The sequence below is a fragment of the Streptomyces sp. NPDC093984 genome, assembly GCF_044764595.1.
Taxonomy (GTDB): domain Bacteria; phylum Actinomycetota; class Actinomycetes; order Streptomycetales; family Streptomycetaceae; genus Streptomyces; species Streptomyces cynarae.
This window is the reverse complement of the sequence record NZ_JBIWIM010000002.1, coordinates 927,475-944,587: the sequence shown is the minus strand read 5'-3', so window position 1 is coordinate 944,587 and position 17,113 is coordinate 927,475. Positions and strand designations below refer to the sequence as shown.

Here is a 17,113-nt window from a genome sequence, read left to right as displayed (position 1 = left end):
CGCGCCCGGAGGTGACGCATGACCGAGCCCATCCGCGTCCTGGTCGTGGAGGACGACCCGGTCGCCGCCGACGCGCACGTGATGTACGTGGGCCGGGTCCCGGGCTTCACGGCGGTCGGCAAGGCCGCCACGGGCGCGGAGGCGCGCCGCGCCCTGGAGCGCACGCAGGTGGACCTCCTCCTGCTGGACCTGCACCTGCCCGACGTGCACGGCCTTCAACTGGCGCGCTCTCTGCGGGCGGCCGGGTACCACGCGGACGTCATCGCGGTGACCTCGGCGCGGGACCTGGCGGTGGTGCGGGAGGGCGTCTCCCTGGGGGTCGTCCAGTACGTGCTGAAGCCGTTCACGTTCGCGACGCTGCGGGACCGGCTGGTGCGGTACGCGGAGTTCCGCGAGGCGGTGGGCGAGGCGAGCGGCCAGGACGAGGTGGACCGCGCCCTGGCCACCCTGCGGGCGCCGGGCCCGGCGGCGCTGCCCAAGGGGCTCAGCGCGCCGACACTGGAGCGGGTGACGGGGGTGCTGCGGGACGCGGAGGAGGGGCTCACGGCGGCGGGGGTCGCCGAAGCCGTGGGGATCTCGCGGATCACGGCCCGGCGGTATCTGGAGCACCTGGTGGACGCGGGGCGGGCGGGGCGGAGTCCGTTGTACGGGCAGGTGGGGCGGCCGGAGTTGGTCTACCGGTGGGTCACGGCGGCGGAGCGGGGGCGGTAGCTTCTCGGGCCGGGCAGGCGAAGGATCCGTAGGTTCCTACGATGCGTGAGTATGGCTGAACAGTCCGTAGTCACAGGAGCCCCGCCGCTCTACCTTGTGCCCGTGCACCCACCGCAGGCCCAGCAACCGCCCCCACCCACCCCGCCCTTCGACGCCTCCGCCGCCCACCGCCTCCGAGTGGCCCTCGGCATGGAACCCGAGCACGTCGCCCACACCATGCGCTCCTCGTACGGGCTCCCCCATGTCACGCCCGACCTCGTGGTCGACTGGGAGGACGGGGCCGCCACTCCGAGGCCGCACGAACTGACCGCACTCGCCGGCGTGTTGTGGTGTGCCCCCGGCGAACTCGTCGGCGCGCCCCGCACCCTGCGCGAGCACCGTCTCGCGCGCGGGCTCGCGCAGGAGGACGTGGCGCACGCCGTGGGCCTCGAACTCCTCGCCTACGTGCGGATGGAGGAGGCGGACGCGTGGCGGGGCAACGACCGGCAGTCCGCCGCCCTCGCCGAGGTGCTCCAGCTGTCCCTGCCCGACTTCGTCACCGTGACGGGGCGCGACGCCCGGCTCGCCCAGCTGCTGCGCGGCGCGGTCACCACCCGCTGGCAGGCCCACGTCCGCCAGGTCGGCAAACTGCTGCCCCTGGAGCGGCCGCTCCTCGAGGACGTCCTCGAGGAGATGCACGCCGACTACCAGGGGCGGACGACCGCCACGCCGAACTGGGGCGCGGGATCCGCCGGGGCCGACGCCGGTGAGGCCGGCCGCGACTACCTCGACCGCGTGGTGGAGATCTTCTGGGAGACGGTCGAGAGGAACTCCTAGCGGCGGAGGCGGTGTTCTAGAAGACCGATTCCGCCTCGTCCATCCGGTCCTTCGGCACCGTCTTCAGCTCGGTCACCGCCTCCGCCAGCGGCACCATCACCACGTCGGTGCCGCGCAGCGCCGTCATCCTGCCGAACTCACCGCGGTGCGCCGCCTCGACCGCGTGCCAGCCGAAGCGGGTGGCGAGCACCCGGTCGTAGGCGGTCGGTACGCCACCGCGCTGGACGTGGCCGAGGATGACCGGCTTGGCCTCCTTGCCGAGCCGCCGCTCCAGCTCGTACGCGAGGGCCGTGCCGATGCCCTGGAAGCGCTCGTGGCCGTACTGGTCGATCGCGCCCTTGCTGTAGTCCATGGTGCCCTCGGCGGGGTGGGCGCCCTCGGCGACGCAGACCACCGCGAACTTCTTGCCGCGGGCGAAGCGTTCCTCGACCATCTTGACCAGGTCGGCCGGGTCGAAGGGGCGCTCGGGGAGGCAGATGCCGTGGGCGCCGGCCGCCATGCCCGACTCCAGGGCGATCCAGCCGGCGTGGCGGCCCATGACCTCCACGACCATCACGCGCTGGTGGGACTCGGCCGTCGTCTTCAGGCGGTCCATGGCCTCGGAGGCCACGGTGACCGCGGTGTCGAAGCCGAAGGTGCGGTCCGTGGAGGAGATGTCGTTGTCGATCGTCTTGGGCACGCCGACGACCGGCAGGCCCGCGTCGGAGAGCATGCGCGCCGCCGTCAGGGTGCCCTCGCCGCCGATCGGGATCAGGGCGTCGATGCCGAAGTCGCGGATCATGTCCGAGGCGTTCTCGCAGGCCTCGCGCAGCCGGTCGCGCTCCAGCCGGGAGGAGCCGAGAATGGTGCCGCCACGGGCGAGGATGCCGCTCACGGCGTCGAGGTCGAGGGTGCGGTAGTGGCCGTCGAGCAGGCCCCGGTAGCCGTCCTCGAAGCCGATGACCTCGTCGCCGTACTGCGCTACCGCTCGGTGCACGACCGACCGGATCACTGCGTTCAGGCCCGGGCAGTCGCCGCCTGCGGTGAGTACTCCGATGCGCATCGTGCTGTGTCTCCTGCTCGCTGTCGATACCGGTGAGCCAGTCCGATTGTTTCACGGCTCACAGGCCGGTGCCGATCGCGCATATCCACCCTTGATCCCTGGTACCTGAGGGGCGCCTTATCCGCGCCCAGGGGTATTGTCAAGAGGGTTCTGCTCACCCGCATGGAGGATTTTCAGCCTCCGCAGAACTCCACAAAAGCATTCGGAATCGGTCAAGACCACCCCCCTCGAGAGACGAAACGGAGAGCACGCGTGACGCGCTGCGTGTACGTGACCGGGATCGACCGCGGCGACGGCCGCCAGGTCGTCGAGCTGGGAGTCATGGAGCTCCTGACCCGGCAGGTCGACCGGGTCGGCGTCTTCCGTCCGCTCGTCCACGACGGCCCCGACCGCCTCTTCGAGCTGCTGCGCGCCCGGTACCGGCTGGCCCAGGACCCGGCGACCGTGTACGGCATGGGCTACCAGGAGGCGGCCGCGCTCCAGGCCGAGCGCGGCGCGGACGAGCTGGTGTCCACACTGGTCGACCGGTTCCACGCGGTGGCCCGCGACTACGAGGTCGTCCTCGTCCTCGGCACCGACTTCGCCGACACCCAGCTCCCGGACGAGCTGTCCCTGAACGCCCGGCTCGCCAACGAGTTCGGGGCGTCGGTGATCCCGGTCGTGGGCGGGCGCCGGCAGACCGCGGAGTCGGTGCGCGCCGAGACGGCGAACGCCTACCGCGCCTACGAGGGGCTGGGCTGCGATGTTCTCGCCATGGTCGTCAACCGGGTGGCCCGCGAGGACCGCGACGAGATCGCCGAAGGGCTCGACTCCCGGCTCCCGGTGCCCTGTTACGTGCTCCCCGACGAGCCCGCCCTCTCGGCGCCGACCGTGGCCCAGATCGCCCACGCCCTCGGCGCCAAGGTGCTGCTCGGCGACGACTCGGGCCTCGCGCGCGACGCCCTCGACTTCGTCTTCGGCGGCGCCATGCTGCCGAACTTCCTCGCCGCCCTGACCCCGGGTTGTCTGGTGGTCACCCCGGGCGACCGTGCGGACCTCGTCGTGGGCTCGCTGGCCGCGCACAGCGCCGGGACCCCGCCGATCGCGGGCGTGCTGCTGACGCTGAACGAGGTGCCCCGCGACGAGGTCCTCGCCCTCGCCGCGCGCCTCGCGCCGGGCACCCCGGTGCTCTCGGTCTCCGGCACCAGCTTCCCCACCGCCGAGCAGCTCTCCTCCATGGAGGGCAAGCTGAACGCGGCCACCCCGCGCAAGGCGGAGCGGGCGCTCGGGCTCTTCGAGCGGTACGTCGACACCGTGGACCTGAACAAGCGGGTGTCCGCGCCGAGCAGCGACCGGCTCACGCCGATGATGTTCGAGCACAAGCTGCTGGAGCAGGCTCGCACCGACAAGCGCCGGGTGGTCCTCCCGGAGGGCACCGAGGAGCGGGTGCTGCACGCCGCCGAGGTGCTGCTGCGCCGCGGGGTGTGCGACCTCACGCTGCTCGGGCCCGTCGACCAGATCCGCAAGAAGGCCGCCGACCTCGGCATCGACCTCGGCGACTCGCAGCTGATCGACCCGGCCACCTCTCAGCTGCGCGACGCCTTCGCCGAGAAGTACGCGGCGCTGCGCGCCCACAAGGGGGTCACGGTCGAGCTGGCGTACGACGTCGTCTCCGACGTGAACTACTTCGGCACCCTGATGGTCCAGGAGGGGCTCGCCGACGGCATGGTGTCCGGGTCCGTGCACTCCACGGCCGCCACCATCCGGCCCGCCTTCGAGATCATCAAGACCAAGCCGGACGCGAAGATCGTCAGCTCGGTCTTCTTCATGTGCCTCGCCGACAAGGTCCTCGTCTACGGCGACTGCGCCGTGAACCCGGACCCGAACGCCGAGCAGCTCGCCGACATCGCCATCCAGTCGGCCGCCACCGCCGAGCAGTTCGGGGTGGAGCCGCGGATCGCGATGCTGTCGTACTCCACGGGCAGCTCCGGCTTCGGCGCCGACGTCGACAAGGTGCGCGAGGCCACCGAGCTGGTGCGGCAGCGCCGCAGCGATCTGAAGATCGAGGGTCCGATCCAGTACGACGCCGCCGTCGAGCCCAGCGTCGCGGCCACCAAGCTGCCGGGCTCGGAGGTCGCCGGGCAGGCGTCGGTGCTGATCTTCCCGGACCTGAACACCGGCAACAACACCTACAAGGCCGTGCAGCGCTCGGCCGGCGCGATCGCCGTCGGACCGGTCCTGCAGGGCCTGCGCAAGCCCGTCAACGACCTGTCCCGGGGCGCCCTCGTCTCCGACATCGTCAACACCGTCGCCATCACGGCGATCCAGGCCCAGACCCCCGAGCAGAAGGCAACCGCCCAGTGAGCCCGACCCGTGTCCTCGTCCTCAACTCCGGCTCGTCCTCGGTGAAGTACCAGCTGCTGGACATGCGCGACGGCAGCCGGCTGGCCGTGGGCCTCGTCGAGCGCATCGGCGAGCAGACCTCGCGGATCAAGCACACGGCGCTCACCACGGGCGACACCCGGGAGCAGAACGGGCCGATCGCCGACCACCAGGCCGCCCTGAAGTCGGTCGCCGAGGAGCTGGGCAGGGACGGGCTGGGCGTCGACTCGCCGGAGCTCGCCGCCATCGGCCACCGGGTGGTGCACGGCGGCATGTTCTTCACCGAGCCCACCGTCATCGACGACGCCGTTCTCACCGAGATCGAGCGGCTGATCCCGGTCGCGCCGCTGCACAACCCGGCCAACCTCACCGGCATCCGCACGGCCATGGCGCTGCGCCCCGACCTGCCGCAGGTCGCCGTCTTCGACACGGCCTTCCACACGACGATGCCGGAGTCCGCGGCGCGCTACGCGATCGACACGAAGATCGCGGACCGGCACCGGATCCGGCGGTACGGGTTCCACGGGACCTCGCACGCGTATGTGTCCCGGGCGACCGCGAAGCTGCTGGGCAAGGCGCCGGAGGACGTCAACGTCATCGTGCTCCACCTGGGCAACGGGGCGTCCGCCTCGGCGGTCAGGGGCGGGAAGTGCGTGGACACCTCCATGGGGCTCACCCCCCTGGAGGGTCTGGTGATGGGGACGCGCTCCGGTGACCTGGATCCGGCCGTCATCTTCCATTTGCAGCGTGTTGGCGGAATGTCCATGGACGAGATCGACACTCTTCTCAACAAGAGGAGCGGTCTGTTCGGTCTGTGCGGCGACAACGACATGCGGGAGATCGGCCGGCGGATCGACGAGGGCGACGAGGAGGCGCGGCTCGCCTTCGACATCTACATCCATCGACTGAAGAAGTACATCGGCGCCTATTACGCGGTACTCGGCCGGGTGGACGCGGTCGCCTTCACGGCGGGTGTGGGCGAGAACGCCGCCGCGGTGCGTCAGGCCGCCGTCGCGGGCCTGGAGGGGCTGGGCCTTGCGGTGGACGGCGACCTCAACGCCGTGCGCGGCGACCAGCCGCGGCTGATCTCGCCCGCGTCCGCGCGGGTGGCGGTCGCGGTGGTGCCGACCGACGAGGAACTGGAGATCGCCACGCAGACCTACGCACTGGTCGGCAAGGGCGCCGAAAAGGGCAACTGAAGAAATTCGACGGCTCTCGCCTGAGCGCGAACCCGCCCATTTGTATTTTCCGCCAGACGGAATATTCCGTAGCGAAACAAACCGATAGGATCGCCCCATGCGCCGTTCGAAAATCGTCTGTACTCTCGGCCCCGCGGTCGACTCCCACGAGATGCTCGTCTCGCTGATCGAAGCCGGCATGAATGTGGCCCGCTTCAACTTCAGCCACGGCACGCACGAAGAGCACGAGAGCCGGTACGTCCGGGTCCGTGCCGCGTCCGCCGAGACCGGCAAGGCCATCGGTGTCCTCGCCGACCTGCAGGGCCCGAAGATCCGCCTGGAGACCTTCGCCGAGGGTCCGGTCGAGCTGGTGCGCGGTGACGAGTTCACCATCACCACCGAGGACGTGCCGGGCGACAAGTCGATCTGCGGCACGACGTACAAGGGCCTGCCGGGGGACGTCTCCAAGGGCGACCAGATCCTGATCAACGACGGCAACGTCGAGCTGAAGGTCCTGGACGTCGAGGGTCCCCGGGTGAGGACGATCGTCATCGAGGGCGGCGTCATCTCCGACCACAAGGGCATCAACCTGCCCGGTGCCGCGGTGAACGTGCCGGCGCTGTCCGAGAAGGACATCGAGGACCTGCGGTTCGCGCTGCGCATGGGCTGCGACATGGTCGCGCTGTCCTTCGTGCGGGACGCCAACGACGTCAAGGACGTCCACCGCGTCATGGACGAGGAGGGCCGCCGCGTCCCCGTCATCGCCAAGGTGGAGAAGCCGCAGGCGGTGGCGAACATGGAGGACGTCGTGATGGCGTTCGACGGCGTGATGGTCGCCCGCGGCGACCTGGCCGTCGAGTACCCGCTCGAGAAGGTCCCGATGGTGCAGAAGCGGCTCATCGAGCTGTGCCGCCGCAACGCCAAGCCGGTGATCGTGGCGACCCAGATGATGGAGTCGATGATCACCAACTCCCGCCCGACCCGTGCCGAGGCCTCCGACGTGGCCAACGCGATCCTGGACGGCGCCGACGCGGTCATGCTCTCCGCCGAGTCCAGCGTGGGCGCGTACCCGATCGAGACGGTCAAGACGATGTCGAAGATCGTCCAGGCGGCCGAGGAGGAGCTGCTCGCCAAGGGCCTGCAGCCGCTGGTCCCGGGCAAGAAGCCGCGCACACAGGGCGGTTCGGTGGCGCGCGCCGCGGCCGAGATCGCGGACTTCCTCGGCGGCAAGGGCCTGGTGGCCTTCACCCAGTCCGGCGACACCGCCCGCCGGCTGTCCCGCTACCGCGCGGCCCAGCCGATCCTGGCGTTCACCACGGACGAGTCGACCCGCAACCAGCTCACGCTGAGCTGGGGCGTGGAGTCGCACATCGTGCCGTTCGTGAACAGCACCGACGAGATGGTGGAGCTGGTCGACCAGGAGATGGTCAAGCTCAACCGGTTCAACGAGGGCGACATCGTGGTGATCACCGCCGGCTCCCCGCCCGGCGTCCCCGGCACCACGAACATGGTCCGCGTCCACCACCTGGGCGAGGGCGGGCGCAACTGACACACGCGAGGGCGCCCCCTGCCGTGCGGCGGGGGGCGCCCTCTGTGTGCGGCTCCCGAACGGGTTTTCAGGGGCGCTCAGTTCGCGCCGGTGACGTACTGGTGCATACCCGGGATGGTCAGCGTTCCACCGAACTGGCCGGCCTGGGTCACCTTCACGTTGGTCATGTAGATGAACGGGATGTTCAGCGGCGGCGGGCTGTCGGGGGTGAACGTGACGTGGACCAGACCCAGCAGGTTGCCGGAGATGCTCTCCGTGTACATCACCGTCTTGCCACCGGTGATCGTGGAGTCCATGCCCTTGGCGGACTGGACGTGGTAGGTCACGCCGTTGGGGCCGTCGACCAGCTGGTGCAGGTCACCGATGATGGTGCCGTCGGAGATGACGTACTTCAGGACGCGCTTGACCGTGCCGCTCGCGGTGCGCACCTTGACCACGCCCTGGTAGTCCGCGCCCCTGAGGGTCAGCGAGCTGGCCTCAAGGTGCCACGGCTTGTCCGGCAGGGCCACGATCTTCTCGACGCCGCCTTCGTCGTCGGTCGCCGCCGGGCAGTCCTCGGCGGACGTGCTGGAACTCGGGGACGGGCTCGCGGCCGCGGACTCGGCCGCCTTGACGGTGTCGCCCGCCGCCTTGGTCACCTGGGAGGCCGCCTTCGACGCCGTGTCCGTCGCGCCCTTCACGGTGTCCTCGACCGTGCCGGTGACCTTCCCGGTCGTGTCCTTGACGGTGCCGGACAGGTCCTTCGGCGCGTCGGTGCCCTTCGTGGCGGACGCCGAGGCCGAGGGGGACGGCGTGGCGGAGGGGCTCGCGGACGAGCCGGCACCGGATCCGGAGCCGCCGGTGAGGACGCCCGTGATGGCGTCGCCGATCGTCTCCAGCAGGTTCCCGCCGCTCGCGGAGGCCGAGGGGGTCGGTGCGGACGCACCGCCGCCCGACGACGTCCCGGACGCGCTCTTGGACGGCGTGGGCGCGGCCTTGTCGCCGGAACCTGAATCCGGCGAAGAGGTCGTGTCCGACGTCCTGCCCGAGGCCTTCCCAGCACTCGCCGCCGGGGACGCCGAGGACGTCGGCTCCGGCGTGCCGGTGGACTTGGAGGGGCTCGCCGAAGCGGACGACGACGGCGACGGCGAGGCCGAGGCGTCCTTGGAGTTGTCCAGGGCCTCCACGCACTTCTGGTACTCGTCGACCGTCAGGCTGTTGGACGACGGCGAGTGGTCGGCGGCACTGGCGAGCGTCGGCGTGAGCCCCATTCCCATGAGGACCGCCGTCGGCATCGCCGCCAGGGCTATCGCCTTCCCGGCCGGCATGTGGAACCTGGTGAACAGCGGCTTCCTGGGGGCCGCGTGGCGCGGCCCGGTTCTCACACGGGACGCGTCCACGTCCGTCCCGTGGGTCACCTCGTCAGCCGGCACTGTGCCTCCCGTTCGTCCCGTTGGCCGGGCTCGTTCCTGACAGATGGTTCGCCTCGCCCATCCCGTCCACGGCCCCGGGGGCGCCACCCTCGCCCAGGCCGTCCTCCTGCACCGCCTGCGGCTCGGGCGGTACACCTGGCGCCCACGCCACGGCCATCGCCCCACCGATGAGGGCAAACAGGAATCCGACGACGAAACCACCGAAGTTGGACACCGGAATGGACACCAGTGCCAGCAGGATCGCCGCGACGCCCGCGAAGACCCGTACGTGCTGCTGGAACCAGAGGGTCAGGCCCAGGACGACGAGGAGCACGCCGATGATCAGGGAGCCCGCCCCCGCGGTGGTCGCCATCGCCACCGTGAGCGCACCGATCTTTATGTGCGCGTAGGGGAAGTACATGATCGGGAAGCCGCCGAACAGGACGAAGAGTCCGGCCCAGAACGGACGGGCGCCCCGCCAGTCGCGGAAGCGCTGCCGGAAGACGCGGAGATAGTGCTCGTTCTGCGCGGGCGACTCGGCGTTCATCGAATAGCTCCCTGGAGCGGTGTTGCTGTGGTGAGGGGAGGTCCTGCGGCGGGGGTGGGTCGGGGGACGAGGTCAGAGAGACGACGGGCGGGGAGACCGGTGGCTCCCTCGCCCGTCACCGAGTGCCTAGTAGCACTCGATTCCCTCGCCGCTGCCCCACTGCAGTCCCATGTGCAGGTTGGCGAGCTTGAACGTGCCGGCGGTGGTCGCCCACGCCGTCTGGTGCACGTCGGTCAGCACCGCCTCGTCGGCCTGCTGGGCGAACCCGTAGGGGCTGGTCTTCTGCTGCTTGTACTCGTCGGCCTTGGGCTTCGGGCCCTTGGTGACGCTTCCGGCCGCGACGCCGATGTCGATGTTGCTGAAATCAGCCGTCTTCGCGTCGAGGTTGGCGACGTCGATGTAGAGCTGTTCCGCCTCGACGTCCGTTCCCTTGTCACCCGCGGTCAGCTTCAGGGTGACCGACTTGTCCAGGAACGGGATCGGGGTGACCACGGACTGGCACATCTTGGTGATGGTGGCGTTGTTGAACGCCGAGATCGCCACCGGGTGCGCCTGGTCCTTGCCGTCCAGACCCTTGCCCGTGTCGAGAGCGCCGTACTGGGTGAAACCGTGGCCGACCAGCTTCCCGGCACTGACCTTGAAATCCTGCCCCGACACGCTGAACGACGCGGCGAGAGCGCCCTGCGCGAGGGCGACACCTATTGCTGCTGTCGCGGCGACGCTGGGCACCATGACCACAGCGAACCGCTTCCATCTGGTCCCGCCACGCACCTGGGACTCCATATTTCCTCCTTCTCGGACGTACATCTCCTGATCCCGGCTTGCTGCCGGTCGGCGGCCTGGCCGGGCAGGGATGGGAGAAGTGCTACGTCCTCGGGAAGGAGAGCGCCCGCGCTCGGAGGCGCGAACCGCGCCCCAATCACCGGCGATCACCCCCGAGCGACAACCACTGGTCGCGCCTGACACGCATCACGCACAACCTCCGGACAGGCTCCGCCGCGGCGGAGACCCCCCTGTCCAGGAGCCGACGCCACTGCCGCCGGCTCCTGCTCGGTGGGGATCCACGAAAAGCCGTTGCCCCGGCTGGGTGTCGGGTACGGCGATGGACCGAGCGTGGCCGATCGTGGTGCATTCTCGCCGCCCCCGCAAGGGGGTTCGTTACTCACTAGTAACGGCCGGATAACCGCCCGACGACCACCCGGCATCGCCCGGCAACTCTTCGTGGCACAAAGGGAGATGGCGAAACGGTTGAAGAGCGGACAGAACCCGACAGAACAACGGGCTCGCCTTACTCGCAGTAACAGCGGCCGCGATTACCAAGATTTGGTAAAGCGCGACCGCCGTCAACCTCTGTCGGCAAATCTTTCACCCGGGCATCACAACCCCGGGCGTTTAGCGACTGGTCAGAACAAGGCCCTCGCGAGGGCCCTCCGCGCCGCCGCCACACGCGGGTCGTCGGCGCCCACCACCTCGAAGAGTTCCAGCAGCCGCAGCCGTGCGGCGTCCCGGTCGTCCCCCGCCGTGCGCCGCACCGTCTCGATGAGCCGCCCGAACGCGTCCTCCACGTGTCCGCCCACCAGATCCAGGTCGGCCGCGGCGATCTGTGCCGCCACGTCACCGGGCTTCTCCGCGGCCTCCTTGCGCACCTGCTGCGGGTCGGCCCCCTGCACCCGCTGCAGCAACTCGGCCTGGGCGAGGCCCAGTTTGGCCTCCGTGTTGCCCGGGTCGTCGCTCAGCACGTTCTTGTACGCCTGGATCGCGCCGCCCAAGTCGCCCGCGTCCAGCGCCTCCACGGCCGCTTCGAGCGCCGCGTCATAAGGGCCCACCGGGGCCTGAGGGGCCGGCTGGGCGGCGCCCGGCTCGGCGTCGGGGTCGACGGTCAGACCGGTCAGGCCGAAGCGCTGCTCGGCGACCTGGACGAGCTGGTCGAGGGTCGCGCGGATCTGCTGTTCGGGGGCGGCGCCCTGGAAGAGGGGCAGCGCCTGCCCGGCGACGACGGCGAAGACGGCCGGGATCCCCTGGATGCCGAACTGCTGCATCAGCATCTGGTTGGCGTCGACGTCGATCTTGGCGAGCACGAACCGGCCGCTGTACTCGAGGGCCAGCCGCTCCAGGACCGGGCTCAGCTGCTTGCAGGGCTGGCACCACTCGGCCCAGAAGTCGATGACGACGGGCACCTCGGTGGACCGCTGCAGGACGTCGCGCTCGAACCCCGCCTCGTCGACGTCGATGACGAGGTCGGCCGGGGAGACCGCCCCTCCCCCGCCCTGCCGGGCCGCTTCGGCGCGCGCCTGCTCCGCCTTCGCCTTCGCCTCCTGGGCTGCCTTCACCGCGGCGAGGTCGACGACTCCGCTCATGGACATGTTCCGTGGCTGCATGAGTACATCCTCCCCCTTCCGTACGCCGCTGTGAAAAGCATGGTCAAAGCCGTGCCCGGGACCGCCCCCGGCGGGTGGTGCTCCGTGGCCGGGTCCCCACCCGGCGCCAGTGGTCGTCGCTCGCGAACACGGCACGCCCGGTGCGCGCGCACGCTTTCGCTACGAGTCGTAGCGTAACTGCCTCCGGGGGTGGTTGTGACCAGTCCGCCGGTGATCTCCCTCACCACTTCACACGACGCACGGATATCGCCATCGACGGGGCCGGATATGGTCACTGACATGCAGAGCAGCCCGTCAGCCGGCCGACCGGGGCGCCCCCGCAGCGCCGCGGCGGACGCCGCGATCCTGCAGGCCACGCGCGAGGCGCTGGTCGAGCTGGGCTGGTCGAAGCTCACGCTGGGAGACGTGGCGACACGGGCGGGGGTGGCGAAGACGACCCTCTACCGCCGCTGGGCGGGCAAGAACGAGCTCGTGGTCGACGCGGTGGCCGAACTCTTCGACGAGCTGGAGCTGCCCGACCGGGGCAGCCTGGCCGCGGACATCGAGGGCGTGGTGCTGCAGTTCGCGGCGATCCTGGACCGACCGGAGGCCAAGAGCGGCCTGATGGCGGTGGTGGCGGAGTCCACCCGGGACGACGCCCTGCGCGAACGGATCCGCGCCTTGATCGTCGACCGCCAGAAACGCCTGGTCCTGGCGGGCCGCGCCCGCGCGACGGCCCGCGGGGAGCTGCCCCCCGAGACCGACCCGGAGGAGACGGCCCGCACGGCCGACCTGATCTTCGACATGGTGGCAGGCGCGGTGGTCCACCGCACCCTGGTGAGCGCCCGCCCGGCGGACGAGGAATGGGTGCGGAGCTTCACCCGAGTCCTGTTGCTGGGGCTGACCGCCGACGGCTCGTCCGGCGCTTGAGGACGAGGCCGTTCAGCCCGAAGCGGGGGTTCGGGGGCGCAGCCCCCAGGGACGGGACGGGCAGGGGCGGCGCGGGCGAACCCGGACAACCGCCACCCCCGCCCACCCGCGCCTAGAAACCGGCCGGCTCCGTGTACACCCCCCACTCGTCCCGCAGCACGCCGCAGATCTCCCCCAGGGTCGCCTCCGCGCGTACGGCGTTCAGCATCGGCTCGATCATGTTGGAGCCGTCGCGCGCCGCAGCCAGCATCACGTCCAGAGCGGAGCGAACCGCCGCCTCGTCCCGCGCCGCCCGCCGGGCGCCCAGCACCCGCACCTGCTCCCGCTCCACCTCATGGCTGACCCGAAGGATCTCCAGGTCCCCGGTGACCGACCCGGTGTGGACGTTCACGCCCACCACCTTCTTGTCGCCCTTCTCCAGCGCCTGCTGGTACCGGAACGCGGACTCCGCGATCTCCCCGGTGAACCACCCGTCCTCGATGCCCCGCAGGATCCCGGAGGTCATCGGCCCGATCGGGTGCTGCCCGTCGGGGTGGGCCCTGAGGCCCCGCTCCTTGATCTGCTCGAAGATCTTCTCCGCGTCCGCCTCGATCCGGTCCGTCAGCTGCTCCACGTACCAGGAACCGCCCAGCGGATCGGCCACGTTGGCGACCCCGGTCTCCTCCATCAGCACCTGCTGGGTCCGCAGCGCGATCTCCGCCGCCTGCTCGGACGGCAGCGCGAGCGTCTCGTCCAGGGCGTTGGTGTGCAGGGAGTTGGTGCCGCCGAGCACCGCCGCCAGCGCCTCCACCGCCGTACGCACCACGTTGTTGTACGGCTGCTGCGCGGTCAGCGAGACCCCGGCCGTCTGCGTGTGGAAGCGCAGCCACTGCGCCTTCTCGCTCGTCGCCCCGTACACGTCCCGCATCCAGCGCGCCCAGATGCGCCGCGCCGCGCGGAACTTGGCGATCTCCTCGAAGAAATCGACGTGCGCGTCGAAGAAGAAGGACAGGCCCGGCGCGAACACGTTCACGTCGAGCCCGCGGCTGAGCCCCAGCTCCACGTACCCGAACCCGTCGGCGAGCGTGTACGCCAGCTCCTGCGCGGCCGTCGCGCCCGCCTCCCGGATGTGGTAGCCGGAGACGGACAGCGGCTTGTAGGCGGGGATGCGGGACGCGCAGTGCTCCATCAGGTCGCCGATGAGGCGCAGATGCGGCTCGGGCTGGAAGAGCCACTCCTTCTGGGCGATGTACTCCTTGAAGATGTCGGTCTGGAGCGTGCCGTTGAGCACGGAGGGGTCCACGCCCTGGCGCTCGGCGGCGACCAGGTACATGCAGAAGACGGGGACCGCCGGCCCGCTGATCGTCATCGAGGTGGTGACGTCGCCGAGGGGGATGTCCTTGAACAGGACCTCCATGTCTGCGGCCGAGTCGATCGCGACGCCGCAGTGCCCGACCTCGCCGAGCGAACGCGGGTCGTCGGAGTCGCGGCCCATGAGGGTCGGCATGTCGAAGGCGACGCTCAGGCCTCCGCCGCCGGCGTCCAGAATCATCTTGTAGCGCTCGTTCGTCTGCTCGGCGTTGCCGAACCCGGCGAACTGGCGGATGGTCCAGGTCCGCCCCCGGTAGCCGGTCGGGTACAGGCCGCGGGTGAAGGGGTACTCACCGGGCCAGCCGATCCGCTCGAAACCCTCGTACGTGTCTCCGGACCGGGGCCCGTACACAGGCTCCACGGGATCGCCGGAGAGCGTCGTGAAATCGGCCTCGCGCTTGCGTGAGGCGTCGTACCGGGCCTGCCAGCGTCGGCGGCCCTCCTCGATGGCGTCAGCGTCCATACCCCCGAATTTACTAGGACGTCCAAGTAAATGTCGACGGCAGACCGCCGTACGGCTTCCGTACGGCGGTGTCCGCTACGCCTTCGCGACCGCGGGAGCGTCCTCCGCGATCTTCGACTCGAGCTCGTGGGTGACCTTGCGCTCCACGAAGAAGGCGGCCGTCGGGATCGTCCCCGCGAGCAGGACCCACAGCTGCTTGCCGACCGGCCACTTGGCCTTCGAGCCCAGGTCGAACGCGAAGACCAGGTAGATGACGTACAGCCAGCCGTGGGCGATGCCGACGACGCGGGTGAAGTCGGAGGCGCCGTTCACGTCGAGGATGTACTTGGCGATGACGCCGAGGGTCAGCAGGACCAGCAGCACACCGGTGACGTAGGCCATCACGCGGTAGCGGGTCAGCACGCTCTTTTTCATGGCTCCGAGCGTAACGGCCGGTTTGCGTCGATCTTCCGGCACCCCCGGCGCCGTACGACCGCCGGTCAGCCCTCCTTGAAGTCCCCCGCGGCGATGCGCAGCGGACGCAGCATCGCGAAGATCTCGCCGCACTCCTCCGCGTCGTAGCAGCCGAGCCCGAAGTCCATCGCCATCAGGTCCCGGGTGGCCGCGTCGCAGACCTCGCGGCCCTTGTCGGTGATGGAGGCCAGGGTGCCGCGGCCGTCGTTGGGGTTGGGCCGCTTGGCGACCAGACCGGACCTGACCAGGCGGTCCACTGTGTTGGTGACCGACGTGGGGTGCACCATGAGCCGCTCGCCGATCTTGGACATGGGCAGCTCGCCCGCCTTGGAGAAGGTGAGCAGTACCAGCGCCTCGTAGCGCGCGAAGGTCAGTCCGTACGGTTTCACCACCGCGTCGACCTCGGCCAGCAGGATCTGCTGCGCCCGCATGATCGAGGTGATCGCGGCCATGGACGGCACGTTTCCCCACCGCTGCTTCCAGTGCTCGTCGGCGCGGGCGATGGGGTCGAAGGACAGACTGAGGGGCTTCGGCACGCCATCGACCTTACCGGCCGGTCACATGCTGGTCAGCCCCGTCTCGCTTTTCGGTCCACGGGCTGTCGCCGGGCGCACACTGGAAGCAGAAGGCAGGAGGGGGGCGAACCGAACGCGGAGGTCAGCCATGAGCACCCTCGAAGAACACGTCGATGTGGGAGTCCCGATCGACACGGCCTGGGAGAGCCTGCACCGGGTGGAGAATTATCCGCGCTTCGTGGACGGACTGCGGGACGCCCGCACGGAGGCGGGCGGCCGGGCGCATCTGGACGTCGAGGCGGGCGGCCGGGCCCGGGAGATCGAGGCGGAGGTCTCCGACCGCGGCGGGGAACGCGTGATGGAGTGGCGCACCACGGGCGAGCCCGAGCTGAAGGGCTCCTTCTCACTGCAGTCGATCGACAGCGACCACACCCGGGTGCAGGCCCGGCTCGCATACGACCCGGGCGCGGTCAGGGAGACGTTCGGCGGTCCGAGGGGCTTCGCCCAGGCGAGCGCCATCGAACGGCTGGTGCGCAGCGATCTGGAGCACTTCAAGGAGTACGTGGAGCAGAGCAGCTGAGCGAGAGTCCTTCGGCACGGTCCCGCAAGGGCGGGCGTGAAGAAAACCCCGGCCCTGGGGCCGGGGTTGCGCCTTCCGTCGTCGGGCGGCGGCGCCTCACCCTCCGGCCAGGTGCCGCTCCACCGTCTCCACCTTGGAGGTGAGGCCGTCCGTCACGCCCGGGCGGATGTCCGCCTTGAGGACCACGGAGACACGCGGCGCCCGCTCCTCGACCACCGCGACGGCACGCCTCACCACCTCCATCACCTCGTCCCACTCCCCCTCGATCGAGGTGAACATGGCGTCGGTGCGGTTCGGCAGACCGGATTCCCGTACGACCCGGACGGCTTCGGCGACGTACTCCCCCACGTCCTCGCCGACGCCCAGCGGCGTCACGGAGAAGGCGACGATCACGCGTTCACGACCCCTTCCTTGCGGGCGCGGGCCGCGATGACCGCGTCCTCGGCCTCGCGGCGCAGCTTGCGCTCGGCGAAGAAGCCGCCGGTCGGCAGCACCGAGAGGACGAAGTAGACGGCGGCGGCCTTCAGCGGCCACTTGGTGCGGTTCCAGGCGTCCGCCCAGAAGAGCACGTACAGGATGAACAGGACGCCGTGGATCGAGCCCATCACGGGCACGGCGTTGAAGTCGGTGGTGCGCTTCAGTACCGAGCAGACGAGCAGCAGCAGGAAGGAGACGGCCTCGGGGGCCGAGACCAGGCGGAGCCGGCGGAGGGCGGTGGCGGTCTTTATGTCCACGGGTCACCTTCGGTGGGAGGTTCGTCCGGAAGGGGCGGGCGCTTTGTGAACGCACGCACAAGCGCCCGCCCATTGTGACATCCGGGACGCGGCGGGCCGGGCACGGGGGTACGGGGTGTCGGCGACACGCCGACTC

17 protein-coding genes are annotated in these 17,113 nt (G+C 70.3%); 7 read left to right on the top strand and 10 right to left on the bottom strand.

Annotated elements, in window-relative coordinates; translation table 11 throughout:
- The first annotated feature begins 18 nt into the window (after positions 1–18).
- Positions 19–711 (top strand): response regulator, encoded by a 693-nt coding sequence (locus ACIRC0_RS12125; protein ID WP_366023467.1) that lies wholly within the window; start codon positions 19–21, stop codon positions 709–711.
- Between the two features lie 96 nt (positions 712–807).
- The gene (locus ACIRC0_RS12120; protein WP_403614746.1) at positions 808–1,527 is read left to right on the top strand and encodes a helix-turn-helix domain-containing protein; all 720 of its coding nucleotides are present in this window, start codon (positions 808–810) and stop codon (positions 1,525–1,527) included.
- 16 nt (positions 1,528–1,543) lie between these two features.
- Here the strand turns inward: ACIRC0_RS12120 and ACIRC0_RS12115 are convergent, their stop codons facing one another.
- The gene (locus ACIRC0_RS12115) at positions 1,544–2,569 is read right to left on the bottom strand and encodes an ATP-dependent 6-phosphofructokinase (RefSeq protein ID WP_403614616.1); all 1,026 of its coding nucleotides are present in this window, start codon (positions 2,567–2,569) and stop codon (positions 1,544–1,546) included.
- A 252-nt stretch (positions 2,570–2,821) separates the two neighbouring features.
- On the opposite strand from ACIRC0_RS12115, the gene pta reads away from it, so the two are divergent.
- From pta to pyk, 3 genes are all read left to right on the top strand, one after another.
- Positions 2,822–4,912 carry a phosphate acetyltransferase gene (pta, locus tag ACIRC0_RS12110; protein WP_403614613.1) on the top strand — a complete coding sequence of 697 codons (2,091 nt, stop codon included), beginning with the start codon at positions 2,822–2,824 and terminating at the stop codon, positions 4,910–4,912.
- The gene (locus ACIRC0_RS12105) at positions 4,909–6,129 is read left to right on the top strand and encodes an acetate kinase (protein WP_403614611.1); all 1,221 of its coding nucleotides are present in this window, start codon (positions 4,909–4,911) and stop codon (positions 6,127–6,129) included. The genes pta and ACIRC0_RS12105 overlap by 4 nt, the downstream gene beginning before the upstream one ends.
- Positions 6,130–6,226: 97 nt before the next feature.
- Entirely contained in the window at positions 6,227–7,657 is a 1,431-nt protein-coding gene (gene pyk, locus ACIRC0_RS12100) for a pyruvate kinase (RefSeq protein WP_403614609.1), read from the top strand.
- Positions 7,658–7,734: 77 nt separating this feature from the next.
- Here the strand turns inward: pyk and ACIRC0_RS12095 are convergent, their stop codons facing one another.
- The 4 genes from ACIRC0_RS12095 to ACIRC0_RS12080 form a co-directional block, all read right to left on the bottom strand.
- Positions 7,735–9,069: a hypothetical protein gene (locus ACIRC0_RS12095; protein WP_403614607.1), complete on the bottom strand. Its 1,335-nt coding sequence runs from the start codon at positions 9,067–9,069 to the stop codon at positions 7,735–7,737.
- Positions 9,059–9,595: a DUF6114 domain-containing protein gene (locus ACIRC0_RS12090; RefSeq protein WP_403614606.1), complete on the bottom strand. Its 537-nt coding sequence runs from the start codon at positions 9,593–9,595 to the stop codon at positions 9,059–9,061. The genes ACIRC0_RS12095 and ACIRC0_RS12090 overlap by 11 nt, the downstream gene beginning before the upstream one ends.
- Before the next feature lie 126 nt (positions 9,596–9,721).
- Complete coding sequence (locus ACIRC0_RS12085; RefSeq protein ID WP_403614603.1) at positions 9,722–10,378, bottom strand: DUF6230 family protein; 657 nt, start codon at positions 10,376–10,378, stop codon at positions 9,722–9,724.
- A 620-nt stretch (positions 10,379–10,998) separates the two neighbouring features.
- On the bottom strand, positions 10,999–11,973 hold the full coding sequence (locus tag ACIRC0_RS12080; RefSeq protein ID WP_403614600.1) for a tetratricopeptide repeat protein: 975 nt from the start codon (positions 11,971–11,973) through the stop codon (positions 10,999–11,001).
- Between the two features lie 279 nt (positions 11,974–12,252).
- On the opposite strand from ACIRC0_RS12080, the gene ACIRC0_RS12075 reads away from it, so the two are divergent.
- On the top strand, positions 12,253–12,882 hold the full coding sequence (locus ACIRC0_RS12075) for a TetR/AcrR family transcriptional regulator (protein WP_403614597.1): 630 nt from the start codon (positions 12,253–12,255) through the stop codon (positions 12,880–12,882).
- 112 nt (positions 12,883–12,994) lie between these two features.
- Here the strand turns inward: ACIRC0_RS12075 and ACIRC0_RS12070 are convergent, their stop codons facing one another.
- From ACIRC0_RS12070 to ACIRC0_RS12060, 3 genes are all read right to left on the bottom strand, one after another.
- On the bottom strand, positions 12,995–14,695 hold the full coding sequence (locus tag ACIRC0_RS12070) for a methylmalonyl-CoA mutase (RefSeq protein WP_403614595.1): 1,701 nt from the start codon (positions 14,693–14,695) through the stop codon (positions 12,995–12,997).
- Between the two features lie 75 nt (positions 14,696–14,770).
- On the bottom strand, positions 14,771–15,109 hold the full coding sequence (locus tag ACIRC0_RS12065) for a DUF3817 domain-containing protein (protein WP_403614592.1): 339 nt from the start codon (positions 15,107–15,109) through the stop codon (positions 14,771–14,773).
- A gap of 65 nt (positions 15,110–15,174) precedes the next feature.
- Complete coding sequence (locus ACIRC0_RS12060) at positions 15,175–15,684, bottom strand: MarR family winged helix-turn-helix transcriptional regulator (RefSeq protein WP_403614590.1); 510 nt, start codon at positions 15,682–15,684, stop codon at positions 15,175–15,177.
- 127 nt (positions 15,685–15,811) lie between these two features.
- Between ACIRC0_RS12060 and ACIRC0_RS12055 the strand changes: the two genes are divergently transcribed.
- Positions 15,812–16,243 carry an SRPBCC family protein gene (locus ACIRC0_RS12055; RefSeq protein ID WP_403614587.1) on the top strand — a complete coding sequence of 144 codons (432 nt, stop codon included), beginning with the start codon at positions 15,812–15,814 and terminating at the stop codon, positions 16,241–16,243.
- Positions 16,244–16,339: 96 nt separating this feature from the next.
- Here ACIRC0_RS12055 and ACIRC0_RS12050 read toward each other — a convergent pair whose 3' ends face one another.
- Both ACIRC0_RS12050 and ACIRC0_RS12045 read right to left on the bottom strand, forming a co-directional pair.
- Positions 16,340–16,636: an MTH1187 family thiamine-binding protein gene (locus ACIRC0_RS12050; RefSeq protein WP_403614584.1), complete on the bottom strand. Its 297-nt coding sequence runs from the start codon at positions 16,634–16,636 to the stop codon at positions 16,340–16,342.
- A complete protein-coding gene (locus tag ACIRC0_RS12045; protein ID WP_403614581.1) occupies positions 16,633–16,977 on the bottom strand; it encodes a DUF3817 domain-containing protein in 345 nt (114 codons plus the stop codon). The genes ACIRC0_RS12050 and ACIRC0_RS12045 overlap by 4 nt, the downstream gene beginning before the upstream one ends.
- Positions 16,978–17,113: the final 136 nt, after the last annotated feature.